The following is a 15,374-nucleotide window of genomic DNA, read 5'->3' on the forward strand; positions in this document are numbered from 1 at the left end:
GTGCCAAGGGGGGCGCTGAGAGGCGGAGGGTTCATATGGCAACAAGGTTATTGGTAGTAGACGATGAAGAATCCATTGTAACGCTGTTAAAATACAATCTTGAGCAGTCGGGATACGTGGTGGATACAGCTTACGACGGCGTGGAAGCACTCCGGAAAGCACAGGAGGTAAAGTACGATTTAATTGTGCTCGATCTAATGATTCCAGAGATCGACGGCCTTGAAGTGTGCCGGAAAATCCGGACAGAAAAGATTCAGGTACCAATTTTGATGCTGACGGCAAAAGACGAAGAGTTTGATAAAGTACTCGGTCTTGAACTGGGAGCCGATGATTATATGACAAAGCCGTTCAGTCCTCGTGAGCTGGTTGCCCGTGTCAAGGCTATCATGCGCAGAGTGGACTATTCCGGACAGGAAACGGAAAAGATAGAAAGAAAAAGCATCGGCCATTTAACAGTGTATCCGGAAAATTATGAAGCATATGTAAAAGAAGAAGCGCTTGAGCTGACGCCGAAGGAATTTGAGCTGCTCGTGTACTTAATTAACCATAAAGGACGGGTGCTTACGCGTGACCAGCTGTTGAATGCAGTATGGAATTACGAATTTGTCGGAGACACGAGAATCGTTGATGTACATATCAGTCATCTGCGTGAAAAAATTGAACCGAATACGAAAAAACCGGTATACATCAAAACGGTCCGCGGCCTTGGCTATAAATTTGAGGAGCCGGCACCTGCATGAGGAGATTCCGTACCCGCCTGATCGTAGCTCTGATGGCGATTATTTTAATCGTTTTGACCGTCGTAGGGCTTGTGATCGGACAGATTGTCCGTTCTCTTTACGTGGATGAGCTCGAGAACAGTCTTGAAAGGGAGGCCAACCTTTCTGCCTCGATTGCTGAAGAACGAAATGAAGAAAGCTGGGAAGCACTGGCACAGAATATCAGCAGCCAGCTGGATGTCCGTGTGACGATTATGGATGAAAACGGAACCGTGATCGGAGAAACTGAAGCGGAGCCTGAAGAACTCGATAACCATTTCGGGCGTCCGGAAATAGAATCAGCGCGGGAAAATGGTGAAGGCAGTAATCTGCGGTACAGTGAGACGGTGGAAGCAGAGCTCCTTTATTACGCTGTGCCATTTTCGTATGAAAACGATACGCATTATATGAGGCTGGCTATTCCTGTTGAACGGATCAATGCCACTAACTGGCTGATCTGGGGAACTTTGATTGGGAGCTTTGGTATCGCGCTTCTGATCATTTTATATATTACAACAAAAGTGACAAATCAGTTGACGAAACCAATTACTCAGGCTACAAGAACGGCCAATGAACTGGCTAAAGGAAATTTCAGCGCCAGGGCTTATGGAAGTACGCAGGATGAAGTCGGTCAGCTGACCCGTTCGATTAACGTGCTCGCATTTAATCTTGAAAGTGTGACAAAGGAAAATCAGGAGCAGCAGGAACGGCTTGAAACGCTGATCAATACGATGGAAAGCGGCCTGGTATTTATAAACAGCCGCGGCGAAATTACGTTGATGAATGCCTACTGTGCCCGTATTTTTAAGGAAGACACAAGCCAGTGGCTCGATTTACTGTACTATGAAGCAATGGACGAGAAAGAGATCATTAAGCTTATCCAGAAAATATTTTTAACAGAGAGCCGGTCCAGTGCCACTGTGCAGATGCTTCATGAACTTGAAGTGCGTTTTTTCCACGTCTACGGTGCTCCGGTGCTGGGGGAAAAAGATGAGCTGCGCGGCATTGTGCTTGTTTTGCATGATATTACAGAGCTGAAAAAGCTGGAGGAAGTGCGGAAAGATTTTGTCGCGAACGTATCACACGAATTAAAAACGCCGGTTACTTCCGTAAAAGGCTTTACCGAAACGCTCCTGGACGGGGCTATGCATGACGAAGCGCTAAGCAGACAGTTCCTGGATATTATTTGGAAAGAAAGCGACCGGCTCCAGGATTTAATCAGTGATCTTTTGGAGCTTTCAAGAATTGAGCAGGATTATTTTGAATTAAACCGGTCACGATTCGATGTGAGCAATACGGCTGCAGAAGCCGTCCGCCTGCTTGAGCCTAAAGCGATTGATAAACATTTGCTGCTTACTTCGCGTGTGGACGCAGGAATTTATATGGATGGGGACGAAGCCCGGTTGAAACAAATTATTATCAACTTGGTCAATAACGCCATTATTTATACAAAAGAAGGCGGGGAAGTGCAGGTGCGGTTGTTTAAAGAAGCAGAGGAAGTAGTGCTTGAAGTAGAAGACAACGGCATCGGTATCAGTCCCGAGCAGCTGCCGCGTATCTTTGAGCGGTTCTATCGTGTTGATAAAGCGAGAAGCCGCGGTTCGGGCGGCACCGGGCTCGGACTTGCTATTGTTAAACATCTGACGGACGCCCACGGCGGCCGTATCGAAGTGAATAGCACCAGGGACGCAGGAACGGTATTCACACTGCGTTTTCCCGGGGAGAGACAGCCCGTAGAGGAAGAATTTACAAATTCTTAACCTCCGGTAAACGACCTATTTACATTTATGCGATAACATAGTGGTCGAACGGGTTTTCATCCGCTGTCTGTTTTTGCAGCGGGCTGCATCCCCTCTGGAACGAAAGCACCCCTTGGCTTTCGTTCTTTTTTTATGCTTTTTTCAGGTAGACATTCTGACGCTGTCCGCGGTGTATGATAAAATATAACGATGAACGTGAAAGCCCGCTTGATGAAGTACATAAGAAGCCGGTTCGGCTTTTTGTAATAAGGAGGACAATAATTTGAGTAAACTAGTATTATTGGATGGAAACAGTATTGCTTACCGGGCCTTTTTTGCCCTGCCTCTTTTAAATAACGATAAAGGCGTTTATACAAATGCGATTTACGGCTTTACAACCATGCTTTTAAAAATTTTGGAGGACGAGGAGCCAAGCCACGTGCTGGTGGCCTTTGATGCCGGGAAAACAACCTTCCGCCACGATACTTACAGCGAGTACAAATCCGGCCGGGAAAAAACCCCTTCTGAGTTATCCGAACAGCTTCCAGTCATTCGTGAAGTGCTGGACGTTTTTAAAGTTCCTTATATCGAAAAGGAGAACTATGAAGCAGATGATATTATCGGCACCCTTTCGAAACGGGCCGAGGATGAAAACTGGGACGTGCGCATCTATACTGGTGACCGGGACCTGCTGCAGCTGGTCAGTCCTCACGTGCATGTTTCCTTTATCAAAAAAGGAATAACAAACACCGAACTGTATGACCCGGATGCGATTCAGGATCGGTACGGCCTTACTCCTCTTCAGATTACTGATATGAAGGGGCTGATGGGGGACAGCTCGGATAATATTCCAGGCGTGCCCGGGATCGGGGAAAAAACCGCATTAAAGCTGTTACAGGAATACGGCTCCGTGGATAAAGTACTGGAGTCCATTGATAAAATTTCCGGAAAAAAAATGAAGGAACGGCTCGAAGAAAATAAAGAACAGGCGAAAATGAGCAAAGAACTCGCTGTTATTTACCGGGAAACGCCGCTCGATTTAGAGCTTCAGCAATTAAAGCATGAAGACTATGACGTAAAAGAAGTGACAGATCTTTTCCGCGAGCTGGAGTTTCAAACGCTGTTAAACAAATTTGATGACGTTGATGAAGCGCAGCAGACATTCGATGAGCTGGCATACAAGCATGTAAAAGACGTGCAGGAGGATATGCTCGTTTCCCCGTCTGCCCTGGTGGTGGAAGTGCCGGAAGAAAATTATCACCACGGGAGTATCTGGGGCATAGCGGTTATTAATGAAACCGGCCGGTATTTTATTTCCACAGAAGACGCGCTGCAGAGTGAAGCATTCCAGGAATGGGCTAAAGACGAATCCAAAGAAAAATATACGTTTGATACAAAGCGCGCTGTCGTTGCTCTGGGCTGGAAAGGCGTGGAACTCCGGGGTATCACCCATGATACGCTGATAGCCTCCTATTTAATTGATCCCTCTGTATCTTCGCATCACGTGTCTGATATAGCAAAGCGCCGGAATCTGCAGGTGGTGGACACCGACGAAGCAGTTTACGGCAAAGGTGCCAAACGTACGAAGCCGGAGGAAGAAGCACTGGCAGAGCATCTGATCCGGAAAGGTGAAGCCGTCTACCGGCTGCAGGGGAAAATTGAAGAGGACTTAAAACAGAACGAGCAGCTCGAACTGTTTAAGGAGCTGGAAATGCCGCTGTCGCTTGTACTCGGACAGATGGAAACCCAGGGCATCTCTGTGGACCGTTCGCAGCTTGAGGTGATCGGTGATGAGCTGGACGGCCGCCTCACAGAGCTTGAAAAAGAAATTTACAAACAAGCCGGGCGTGAATTTAACATTAATTCGCCGAAGCAGCTCGGGCCAATTCTGTTTGAAGAGCTCGGACTGCCGGCTGTTAAGAAAACGAAAACCGGCTATTCCACGTCGGCGGATGTGCTCGAGAAACTGAGTGACCAGCATGAAATTATTCCAAATCTGTTGTTGTACCGCCAGATTTCGAAGCTGCGTTCGACATATATTGAAGGGCTCCTAAAAGTTATTCACCCAACTACGGGCAAAATTCATACGATGTTCAACCAGGCGATTACGCAGACAGGACGGCTGAGTTCTACTGAGCCGAATCTGCAGAACATCCCAATCCGCCTTGAAGAAGGCCGGCGTATCCGGAAGGCTTTCATTCCTTCTGAACCCGGGTGGTCTATTTTATCGGCAGACTATTCGCAGATTGAACTCCGGGTGCTCGCTCATATTGCAGATGATGAGGGGCTCAAGGAAGCTTTCCAGAACAATATGGACATTCATACAAAAACTGCGATGGATGTGTTTGGCGTAGGGCACGACGAAGTGACATCCAACATGCGCAGAAGTGCGAAAGCTGTAAATTTCGGAATCGTTTACGGCATTTCGGATTACGGCCTTTCGCAGAGCCTTGGCATTACGAGAAACGAAGCGAAAGAATTTATTGAGAGCTATTTAAAAAGCTATCCCAACGTGCAGAATTACATGAATGAGATCAAGGATGAAGCGAGACGCGACGGGTTTGTAACGACACTTCTGCACCGCCGCAGGTATCTGCCCGACATGAACAGCCGCAACTTTAACCAGCGCAGCTTTGCAGAAAGAACAGCTATGAACACTCCTATTCAGGGCACGGCGGCTGATATTATTAAAAAAGCGATGGTGGATGTAAGCAAAGCCCTTGAAGAAAAAGGACTGAACAGCCGGCTGCTGCTTCAGGTACACGACGAATTGATCTTTGAAGTACCCGAAAATGAAGTGAAAACCATGCAGGAGCTTGTGCCGGAGCTGATGGAGCAGACAATTGAACTGTCGGTGCCTTTAAAAGCAGACGTGGCCCAGGGCCCGACATGGTATGATGCGAAATAAGGAGAGAGAACGATGCCTGAATTACCGGAAGTAGAAACGGTCCGGCGGAATTTAGAAGACACGGCCGTTGGAAAAACGGTGGAGACCGTGAAAGTATACTGGCCTAATATTATTAAACGCCCCGATGACCACGAAGCCTTTTCAATGATGCTTGGAGGAAAGACGATCGAGCGCGTGCACCGTAAAGGGAAATTTTTAGTAATTTATCTTGAAGATCTGGCTGTTGTTTCCCACTTACGTATGGAAGGTCGTTACGAATGGAGTGACGGCGGGGAGCCGGATAAACACACGCATGTGCGCTTTTATTTCACCGACGGTACGGAGCTCCGCTACCGTGACGTGCGTAAATTCGGCACGATGCATGTGTTCAGCCGAGGAGAGGAGTGGAACGAAAAACCGCTGAACCAGCTCGGGGCGGAGCCTTATCGTGATGCTTCTTTTACCGCTGATTACCTGCACGCCCGGTTTCAAAAAACCTCACGCAGTATTAAGGCGGTACTGCTCGACCAATCAATTATTGCAGGTCTCGGAAACATTTATGTGGATGAAGCGCTGTTCCGGGCGGGTGTTCTGCCGGACGCTCCGGCCGCAGGACTTGAAAAGCCTGTGGTAGAAATCCTTCGAAAGCAGATCACAGAAGTGATTGAAGAGGCAGTCAAACAGGGAGGAAGCACGGTACGCTCCTATGTGAATGGAGACGGACAGGCCGGCGCTTTTCAATTAAATCTGTTTGTATATGGAAGAAAAGGGGAGCCGTGCAAAGTATGCAGTCATGAAATTGAGCGGGCTGTAGTAGCGGGCCGGGGTACGCACTACTGTCCAGTCTGCCAGACGAAGGAGGGGACGGAATGGTTATCGGCCTTACAGGCGGAATAGCAAGCGGTAAGTCACTGGTGGCAGACGCTCTGCGGGAGCAGGGCCTTCCCGTGATTGATGCTGATGTGATTTCACGGGAAGTGGTGGAGCCGGGGGAGCCTGCCCTGGAGCAGATTATTGAGCACTTCGGCCCGGAAATTCTCCAGTTTGATGGAACGCTCGACAGAAAAAAATTAGGCTCTGTCATTTTTAATGATACTGAAAAACGCCAGGTGCTTAATCAAATTATTCACCCGGCTGTCAGGCAGCGCATGATGAGCAAACGGGATGATCTCGTACGTGAAGGAAATGAACATGTCGTGCTCGATATCCCGCTTCTGCTCGAAAACAATTTAAACTTTCTGGTCGACCGCATTATCGTCGTTTATGTCAATGAAGCAACGCAAAAGCAGCGGCTCGTGGAGCGTGACGGCCGGGGAGAAGAAGATGCGGCTGCTAGAATCAAATCGCAAATGCCTCTCGGAGAAAAAAGAGAGCTGGCGGATGCAGTGATCGATAATTCGGGGACAGAAAAGGAAACAAAAACCCAGGTGAACGAGCTGCTCCATCAATGGAAAATAAAATAAAAACGGATGGATAACCACTTTTCGTAAAAGAAAGTGGTTATTTTTTAAAAATAGGTTGCAAGAATGCGCTGTCAATGTGTTATACTATTTTTAGATTTTACTTATAAAAGTATAACATATTTCCAGAGGAGGATATTAAATGAAAACAAGCATAGCGATCAACGGTTTCGGACGAATTGGGCGTATGGTTTTTCGAAAGGCAATGATGGACCCTGAAATTGAAGTGAAAGCCATCAATGCCATGTATCCTCCTGAAACGCTGGCTCATTTAGTGAAATACGATAGTGTGCACGGTCCGTTTCCGCTTGAAGTAAAATCCGAAGGGGACGAAATGATCGTGGATGGAAAACGGATCCGGCTGCTTCAAAACCGAAATCCCCTCGAACTTCCGTGGGAGGAACTGGGTGTAGATATTGTGGTCGAAGCGACGGGGAAATTCAACCGTGGCCCTGACGCTGAAATGCATATAGAAGCCGGAGCTAAAAAAGTCGTGCTGACTGCTCCCGGCAAAGAAGTCGATACAACCATCGTAATGGGAGTAAACGAAAAAGACTACGATCCGGAACGCCACCACGTAATCTCAAACGCATCCTGCACGACGAACTGCCTTGCGCCGGTCGTCAAAGTGCTTGAGGATAACATCGGTATTGAAAGCGGTTTAATAACAACTGTACATGCATACACTAATGACCAGAACAATATGGATAATCCCCACAAGGATTTGCGCCGGGCGAGAGCCTGCGGCCAGTCGATTATCCCGACGTCTACCGGAGCAGCTAAAGCTCTTTCAGAGGTGATTCCTTCCATGGAGGGAAAAATGAATGGTATGGCTCTCCGGGTGCCAACGCCGAACGTATCGCTGGTGGATATGGTAATTGACATGAAGCGTCCGGTAACAGAGGAAGAAATCAATCAAACGCTAAAAACGGCTTCAGAACAGAAGTTAAAAGGAATTATTTCCTACTGCGAGGACCCGCTCGTATCAACAGATTTTAATGGAAACGAAAATTCATCTATTATAGATGCGCTCTCCACCATGGTCATTAACGACCGCCAGGTTAAAGTGCTTGCATGGTACGATAATGAGTGGGGCTACTCCTGCCGGGTAGTGGATCTGGTAAAAATGGTCGGAGAACCAGCTGTCGGCTACTCCTCCGTCGCTTCGTTTTAAAAATCGTTAATGTGGGAAAGCGTCCCGTAAGTGGGGCGCTTTTTTGTTTATCCTCTATGGGGAATTATATACAGAAGTTATGGATTAAATACAGGCATTAAAGCCCTGGATCAAAGCTTTAAAGATGCTGCATGTGAAAACTGGTTGCAAATTGCAAATAAACATCGTATACTGAATTTCGTGCCTGTGCGTCCTTGAATTTGACGGCAGAAATGCACAGTTTTCAGGCGTATACAGGTATACTAGCGGTTACTGTAAGGGTTAGTGCCAAATCGGACTAACTTTCCCCCAGAGTAGCCTTTAAAACGTGACGGGCCGATAAAAATACAGCGACCTAATGATGTAATAAAAAGAAACAAAGGGGGAAACGTACCATGGAAACAATGGGACGCCATGTCATCTCCGAGCTCTGGGGTTGTGACGAAGAAACTTTAAACAATGTAAATGCAATCGAACGTATCTTTGTAAACGCCGCTTTAAAAGCAGGCGCTGAAATAAGAGAAGTGATTTTTCATAAATTTGCACCGCAGGGTGTAAGCGGAGTAGTCATCATTTCAGAATCGCATTTAACGATTCACAGCTTTCCGGAACACGGCTATGCAAGCATCGATGTGTATACTTGCGGAGACCATATTGATCCGAACACGGCGGCTAAATATATTGCCGGATCACTCGGTGCCGAAGCGGAAGAAACAATAGAAATCCCCCGCGGTACAGGCCCTATCCGTGTAGAGCGCCCGGAAGCGAATGCCCTATAATACGCATACGAACACCGTTTAAGCACAGGTAGCTGCTTGAACGGTTTTTTATTGCCTGCAGTACAAGGGATTCAAAGAAATACACAAATTGTCATCCTCCCGCCAGGAGCGAATGTGATATGATAGAACCAATAAAAATAGAGACCGCCCATCAAATTGGAGATGATAATAATGAAATGCCCTGTATGCTACTCCAATGGCACACGTGTATTGGATTCGAGGCCGAGCAATGAAGGCCGTTCCATCCGGCGCCGGCGTCAGTGTGATACGTGCCACCACCGCTTCACTACATTTGAAATTGTAGAAGAACTGCCGCTTGTCGTAGTGAAAAAAAATGGGAACCGGGAGGAATTCAGCCGGGAAAAAATGCTGAGAGGCTTGATCAGAGCCTGTGAAAAGCGGCCAATCCCAATGGAAACGCTCGAGGGCATCGTTTCGAGGGTGGAAAATAAACTGCGGGAAGAAGGACGAACAGAAGTGAAAAGCGAGGAAGCCGGGGAGCTTGTCATGGAAGAGCTAGCGGATATTGATGAAATCGCTTATGTCCGTTTTGCTTCTGTTTACCGGCAGTTTCGTGATATAAATGTATTCATCAATGAATTAAAAGAACTGATTGATAAAGAAAATAAAGAAGATTCATCAAAATCATAAAAAGGAGGGCGGCGCTTTGAGTCTGCATTGGATGGAAGTAAAACCGGTGGATGGGTACTATGTTCGCACAAGTAAAGAATTCAGCGAGAGCACGGATAAAACGATGTCTATGCTCTACCAGCCGTTAGTCGGAAGCAAAGCGATCGCTCTCTACCAGACTCTGCAGAATAAGCTTGAAAAAGACTGCTATGAAAGCTCCGAAGCAACCCATCATGAACTGATGGCTTTTTTGCAGATGCCTTTAAATGAGATTTACGCTGCCCGCCGCCTGCTTGAAGGCATCGGGCTTCTCAGGGTTTATGAACTCGAAACACACTCACAGGATAAAACATTTGTTTATGATATCCAGCCGCCTATGTCGCCGCGGGCTTTTTTTCAGGACGATGTGCTAAGCGTATTTTTATATAACCGCCTTGGGAAAAGCAAATACATTCAGCTGCGCCAGCGTTTTGGCATTTCGGCTGTGCCTGAAGGAGCAGAAGAAATTACGGCTTCGTTCAATGAAGTATTTGCTTCCCTGCATGCGTCGGAAATGGCTTCCGAGCCGCCTCCGGCAGATGAAGGAACAGAATTTGTCGGTGGCAGTGAGCCGTCGCGCCTGCAGCTTGAGGAGAATGGATTCGACATGGAACTGCTAAAAGCTTCGCTCCCTTCCTTTCTCGACAGCTCGCGGCTGTTAACACCTTCGCTGCAGCAGACCGTCCGCCGGCTTGCTTTTGTGTATCAGCTATCGCCGATTGATATGGGAAAAGTGATTCAGGAGTCCCTATCAGCAGACGATGAAGTAAATATAGAAGACCTGCGTAAAAAGGCAAAAAATCATTACCGTATGGAGCACGGAGCAGCCCCGCCTGCGCTCGGGAACCGTACAGAAAGTCAGGAGCCGGCACCGGCAAAGGGCCGCCCGGTGTCTGAACAGGAGCAAATGAAGCAGTTTTATGAACAGACGTCCCCCGTGACATTTCTTCGTTCGGTGGCCGAAGGAGCAACTGTGCCGGAGTCGGATATTCATCTCGTGGAGGAGCTTTTATTCAGCTACCGTTTATCCCCGGGAGTTGTGAACGTGTTGACAGATTACGTGATGAAGAAAAATAATATGAAATTAAGCAAAGCACTTGTGTATAAAATTGCCGGCCAGTGGACAAGAAAAAAAGTACATACCGTAGAGGATGCCATGAAGCTTGCAAAGGAAGAACACAAGCAGGCCCAGGAACGCCAGGCACCTAAAAACAATTATACGAATAAGCGGTCTCAGGGCTACGTCCGAAACGATAAGCTGCCTAAGTGGCTGGAAAAAGAAGAGCAGGCAGAGAATAAACCGGCAGAAGGTGAAAATTCCACGCAGGAGGAGCAGCTGTCGAAGGAAAGAGAGCGCTTTGAAGAAATGCTTAAGGAACGACGGGAAAGAGCAAACCGTTAAAAGAAAGGAGGCGGCTGGATGGATTCGATCGGATCCTCGTTGAACAGATGGATGGATAAGGATTGGAAGGAACGGATGGCCAGACTTGAAAAAGAAGTGTTTGCCTATCCGGGAGTTATTGATTTCAAGCGCCGTCATCCGCACATACCAGCGGAAGAATACGAAAAAAACAAGGCAGCTTTATTTGAGTATAAAAGGGAGCGCAGTAACTGCGATGCCTGTCCTGGGCTTGAAAACTGCCCGAACCTGATGCAGGGCTATCAGCCGGAATTGATGGAAGACAAAGGAAAAGTAACGGTTGCCTATCACCGCTGTTCATTAAAGATACACGATGATGAAAAGAAAAAAAGACAGGCACTTATTAAAAGCTATTATATTCCAAAAGAGATACTGCATGCTTCCTTTGACCAGGTGGATATGGATCATGAATCAAGAGCGAAGGCAGGAACCGCAGCACTGCGTTTCGCATCGACCACCGTGCCCGGAGAAGACGGACAGGGACTTTACCTGTATGGAAAATTCGGGGTCGGTAAAACGTATATTGCCGGAGCGATCATGAATGAACTGGCGGAGCGAAACATCGGCTCGATGATTGTACACGTGCCGGACTTTTTCCGTGAGATCAAAGAATCGCTTTCGGATAATACGGTGAGGGAAAAGGTGGACAGCGTCAAAGGCGTGCCGGTGCTCATACTCGACGATCTTGGAGCCGAATCGATGAGTGCCTGGACAAGAGACGATATTTTAGGAGTTATTCTGCAGTACCGGATGATGGAAAAGCTTCCTACTGTTTATACCTCCAACTATGATTACAGTGAACTTGAAGAGCATTTGACGTATTCCCAGAAGGGTGGTAACGAGCGGCTGAAAGCTAAGCGTATCATGGAGCGCATCCGCCCGTTCACAGAAGAAGTGTTCATGGACGGACAGAACCGCCGGGGATAATTGGAAATGCATAGGGCATTCTAAGTGTATAATACAAATAAATATGCTACCATGATGATAGCGCCCAGCATGCAGAAAATGGGTTGGATTCGCGGTATTTTCATGCGAGCGCCACAAAGGAATTTTCTGGAGGGTATACAAATGAGCATTGATGGAATACTGGAACGTGCATTAAACGGAGAACGACTGACAATGGATGACGCTGTGCGCTTGTATGAAAGCGATGAAATAGAAAAAATGGGAGCTGCCGCAGATGAAATTAAAAAACGCTGGCACCCCGAACCTGTCGCTACCTTTAACATAGGACGGAATGTCAATTACACAAACGTCTGCGATACCTTCTGCCGTTTTTGTGCATTTTACCGCCGGCCGGGATCGGAAGAGGGATACCTTCTTTCGGATGACCAGATCCTGCAGAAGATTAAAGAGCTTCAGGATGTAGGAGGAGACGAAATTTTAATGCAGGGCGGGACCAACCCGAACCTCCCATTTGAATACTATACGAACCTGCTCAAAAAAATTAAAAGTCATTTCCCTGATGTGACGATGCACTCGTTTACACCGGCAGAGGTGTACAAAATGATGGAAGTGTCCGGCCTGTCCTTGAGAGAGGTATTAACGGCTCTTCACGAAGCAGGTTTGGATTCACTTCCGGGCGGCGGCGCCGAAATTCTCACAGAGAAAACGAGAAAACGGATCAGCCGCCTGAAATGCACGGCCGATCAATGGATTGACTGCATGAAAATGGCTAAAGAGGTCGGTATGCACGGCACTGCAACGATGGTTATCGGCTTTGGCGAATCCAACGAAGAGCGGGCAGAACACCTGTGGCGTATTCGTGAGGCGCAGGATGAATCCAACTGCTTTTTGGCTTTCATATCCTGGACCTTCCAGCAGGATTACACAAGCATGAAAGGCGAGCGTATTACACCGGAAGGCTATCTCCGTAACGTTGCCATTTCACGCTTGTTCCTGGACAATATCCCGAACTTCCAGTCCTCCTGGGTAACAGCAGGACCAGAAACGGGGAAACGCTCCCTTTCCTACGGCTGTAACGACTTTGGCAGTACTATGATGGAAGAGAACGTTGTTTCTTCAGCCGGTACCACACACAAAGTGAACATCAACCGTATTCTTCGTTTAATACGGGAAGCAGGCTACACGCCGGCTCAACGTAATACGAAGTATCATACACTCCGGGTGTTTGAGGGAGAAGAGAACAGCGAAAAAGACTTTGTAATGCAAAACTAAATACAGGTTGCATGAAAAGAAGCTTTTCGCTATGCTGAAATAGCGAAAAGGAAAATGCAAGGATGAGGCCATGAAAATAAAACAGGCGTCCCAGAGAAGAGAACCATGGCTGGAAGTTCTCTACGAACCGTTTTATTTTTACCCCCTCGGAGCTTCGGCAGGGAACAGCAGTATCTGCCGGCGGATCCCCGGCCGTTACCCGGATAGAGTCGTCCCTTTACAGGGGATGGAAACTAGGGTGGAACCGCGGCTGAGCCCGCCCCTTTCGAGGGGGCGGTTTTTTTATGCGTTTTTCTGTATATTACAGTAATAAAAGGAGGATAAATCACAGTGGCAGAACAGGCAATTACGCTCATATTTCCAGATGGGAATGAAAAATCATATGATATTGGCACGACGACAGAAGAAGTAGCCGGCGGGATCAGCTCGGGACTGAAAAAGAGTGCGCTGGCAGGAAAAATTAATGGAAAAATGGTGGATCTACGCACTCCGCTCCGGGAGGACGGTCAGATTGAAATCATCACGTATCAGTCCCCGGAAGGCCTTGAAGTGCTCCGGCACAGCACCGCGCACGCGATGGCCCAGGCGGTGAAGCGCTTGTTTGATGATGTGCAGCTTGGTGTCGGCCCGGTGATTGAAAACGGATTTTATTACGACATTGATACGTCGCACCAGCTGACGCCGGAAGACCTTCCTAAAATCGAAAAAGAGATGAATAAAATCATCGATGAAAATCTTGAAATTATTCGCGAGGAAGTGTCCCGGGAAGAAGCAGTCCGCTTTTTTAAAGAGCTTGGCGACGAGCTGAAGCTGGAATTAATTGAGGATATCCCGGAAGGAGAACAGATCGCGCTTTACCGGCAGGGAGAATTTGTCGATTTATGCCGCGGCGTTCATGTGCCGCAGACATCCAAATTAAAAAAGTTTAAGCTGATGAATATTTCCGGGGCATACTGGCGCGGGGACAGCAGCAACAAAATGCTGCAGCGTATTTACGGAACCGCCTTTGAAAAACAGTCCCAGCTTGACGATCATTTGAAAATGCTCGAAGAAGCTAAGGAGCGCGACCACCGTAAAATTGGCAGAGAGCTCGACATATTTACGACAAGTCAGACAGTCGGACAGGGCCTTCCTCTCTGGCTTCCAAACGGTGCCACGATCCGTCGGATTATCGAGCGCTATATTGTGGATAAAGAAGTGCGTCTCGGCTATGACCACGTGTATACGCCGGTACTTGGTTCCTCCGAGCTCTATAAAACGTCGGGCCACTGGGACCACTATCAGGACGACATGTTCCCGCCGATTGAAATGGATAATGAAACACTTGTGCTTCGGCCGATGAACTGTCCGCACCACATGATGGTTTACAAAAATAAAAAGCACAGCTACCGCGATCTTCCGGTACGCATTGCAGAGCTCGGAACGATGCACCGTTATGAAAAATCCGGAGCGCTTGCCGGTCTTCAGCGGGTGCGGGCGATGACGCTAAACGACGGTCACATTTTTGCCCGTCCGGATCAGCTGAAGGATGAGTTCATTCGTGCTGTACGCCTGGTTCGTGAAGTCTATCATGATTTCGGTATCAAAGATTATACCTTCCGGCTTTCCTACCGGGATCCGGAGGATAAAGAAAAATACGTGGACGATGACCAGATGTGGGAAAATTCCGAGCGCATTCTGAAAGAAGCGATGGATGCGATTGACGCTGAATACGTGGAAGCAGAAGGCGAAGCAGCATTTTACGGTCCGAAACTCGATGTCCAGGTAAAGACAGCAATGGGCAAAGAAGAGACACTTTCCACTGTCCAGATTGACACTCACCTGCCTGAACGATTTGATCTCACGTATGTGGGAAGCGACGGCGGCGAGCACCGTCCGGTAGTCGTCCACCGTGGCATTGTGTCTACGATGGAACGCTTTATCGCTTTTCTGCTTGAAGAGTACAAAGGCGCCCTGCCGACGTGGCTTTCCCCTGTACAGGTGAAAATCATACCGGTCTCGCCTGACGTTCATCTTGACTACGCGAAAGAAGTGGAAATGGCACTGCAGGCCTCGGATGTCCGGGTGGAAGTGGATACAAGGGATGAGAAGCTCGGCTATAAAATCCGCGAAGCCCAGACGCAGAAAATTCCTTACATGCTTGTGCTTGGTGACAAAGAGCAGGAAGCGAACGCCGTAAATGTACGCAGATACGGTCAGCAGGATTCGGACTCACAGCCGCTGAATGATTTCGTGGAAAATGTAACAGCGGCTATCAACGAATATCGATAAAAAGGTTGACGTCCTAATGGGGCCGTGCTAAGATGTCCTAGTGTGAAAATAATTAATCCC

12 protein-coding genes are annotated in these 15,374 nt (G+C 47.8%); all 12 read left to right on the top strand.

Annotation, left to right across the window (positions count from 1 at the left end):
* Window positions 1-35: 35 nt before the first annotated feature.
* The 12 genes from ACTRXG_RS02945 (at window position 36) to thrS (ending at window position 15,314) form a co-directional block, all read left to right on the top strand.
* Window positions 36-740 (top strand): response regulator transcription factor, encoded by a 705-nt coding sequence (locus ACTRXG_RS02945; protein WP_474281647.1) that lies wholly within the window; start codon window positions 36-38, stop codon window positions 738-740.
* On the top strand, window positions 737-2,518 hold the full coding sequence (pnpS, locus tag ACTRXG_RS02950; RefSeq protein WP_474261908.1) for a two-component system histidine kinase PnpS: 1,782 nt from the start codon (window positions 737-739) through the stop codon (window positions 2,516-2,518). Before ACTRXG_RS02945 ends, pnpS begins: the two co-directional genes overlap by 4 nt.
* Before the next feature lie 262 nt (window positions 2,519-2,780).
* A complete protein-coding gene (gene polA, locus ACTRXG_RS02955; protein ID WP_474284008.1) occupies window positions 2,781-5,405 on the top strand; it encodes a DNA polymerase I in 2,625 nt (874 codons plus the stop codon).
* Window positions 5,406-5,417: 12 nt separating this feature from the next.
* Window positions 5,418-6,281 (top strand): DNA-formamidopyrimidine glycosylase, encoded by an 864-nt coding sequence (gene mutM / locus ACTRXG_RS02960; protein WP_474261910.1) that lies wholly within the window; start codon window positions 5,418-5,420, stop codon window positions 6,279-6,281.
* Complete coding sequence (gene coaE / locus ACTRXG_RS02965) at window positions 6,254-6,847, top strand: dephospho-CoA kinase (protein ID WP_474261911.1); 594 nt, start codon at window positions 6,254-6,256, stop codon at window positions 6,845-6,847. The genes mutM and coaE overlap by 28 nt, the downstream gene beginning before the upstream one ends.
* A 139-nt stretch (window positions 6,848-6,986) precedes the next feature.
* A complete protein-coding gene (locus tag ACTRXG_RS02970; RefSeq protein WP_474261912.1) occupies window positions 6,987-8,018 on the top strand; it encodes a glyceraldehyde-3-phosphate dehydrogenase in 1,032 nt (343 codons plus the stop codon).
* Between the two features lie 374 nt (window positions 8,019-8,392).
* Window positions 8,393-8,776, top strand: coding sequence for an adenosylmethionine decarboxylase (gene speD / locus ACTRXG_RS02975; RefSeq protein WP_022793113.1), 384 nt, complete (start codon window positions 8,393-8,395; stop codon window positions 8,774-8,776).
* 171 nt (window positions 8,777-8,947) lie between these two features.
* Entirely contained in the window at window positions 8,948-9,427 is a 480-nt protein-coding gene (gene nrdR, locus ACTRXG_RS02980) for a transcriptional regulator NrdR (protein ID WP_022793114.1), read from the top strand.
* A 16-nt stretch (window positions 9,428-9,443) separates the two neighbouring features.
* Window positions 9,444-10,847: a replication initiation and membrane attachment family protein gene (locus ACTRXG_RS02985; protein ID WP_474261913.1), complete on the top strand. Its 1,404-nt coding sequence runs from the start codon at window positions 9,444-9,446 to the stop codon at window positions 10,845-10,847.
* 18 nt (window positions 10,848-10,865) lie between these two features.
* Window positions 10,866-11,792 carry a primosomal protein DnaI gene (gene dnaI, locus ACTRXG_RS02990; protein ID WP_474284009.1) on the top strand — a complete coding sequence of 309 codons (927 nt, stop codon included), beginning with the start codon at window positions 10,866-10,868 and terminating at the stop codon, window positions 11,790-11,792.
* A gap of 141 nt (window positions 11,793-11,933) precedes the next feature.
* A complete protein-coding gene (mqnC, locus tag ACTRXG_RS02995) occupies window positions 11,934-13,043 on the top strand; it encodes a cyclic dehypoxanthinyl futalosine synthase (protein ID WP_322526531.1) in 1,110 nt (369 codons plus the stop codon).
* Between the two features lie 330 nt (window positions 13,044-13,373).
* Window positions 13,374-15,314 carry a threonine--tRNA ligase gene (gene thrS / locus ACTRXG_RS03000; protein ID WP_474261915.1) on the top strand — a complete coding sequence of 647 codons (1,941 nt, stop codon included), beginning with the start codon at window positions 13,374-13,376 and terminating at the stop codon, window positions 15,312-15,314.
* Window positions 15,315-15,374: the final 60 nt, after the last annotated feature.

It is taken from the genome of Marinococcus sp. LNSP9103-4 (assembly GCF_056034345.1).

Coding starts and splice junctions, on each gene's coding strand:
- ACTRXG_RS02945 (WP_474281647.1), top strand. CDS start 36: ATGGCAACAAGGTTATTGGTAGTAGACGATGAAGAATCCATTGTAACG.
- pnpS (WP_474261908.1), top strand. CDS start 737: ATGAGGAGATTCCGTACCCGCCTGATCGTAGCTCTGATGGCGATTATT.
- mutM (WP_474261910.1), top strand. CDS start 5,418: ATGCCTGAATTACCGGAAGTAGAAACGGTCCGGCGGAATTTAGAAGAC.
- coaE (WP_474261911.1), top strand. CDS start 6,254: ATGGTTATCGGCCTTACAGGCGGAATAGCAAGCGGTAAGTCACTGGTG.
- ACTRXG_RS02970 (WP_474261912.1), top strand. CDS start 6,987: ATGAAAACAAGCATAGCGATCAACGGTTTCGGACGAATTGGGCGTATG.
- speD (WP_022793113.1), top strand. CDS start 8,393: ATGGAAACAATGGGACGCCATGTCATCTCCGAGCTCTGGGGTTGTGAC.
- nrdR (WP_022793114.1), top strand. CDS start 8,948: ATGAAATGCCCTGTATGCTACTCCAATGGCACACGTGTATTGGATTCG.
- dnaI (WP_474284009.1), top strand. CDS start 10,866: ATGGATTCGATCGGATCCTCGTTGAACAGATGGATGGATAAGGATTGG.
- mqnC (WP_322526531.1), top strand. CDS start 11,934: ATGAGCATTGATGGAATACTGGAACGTGCATTAAACGGAGAACGACTG.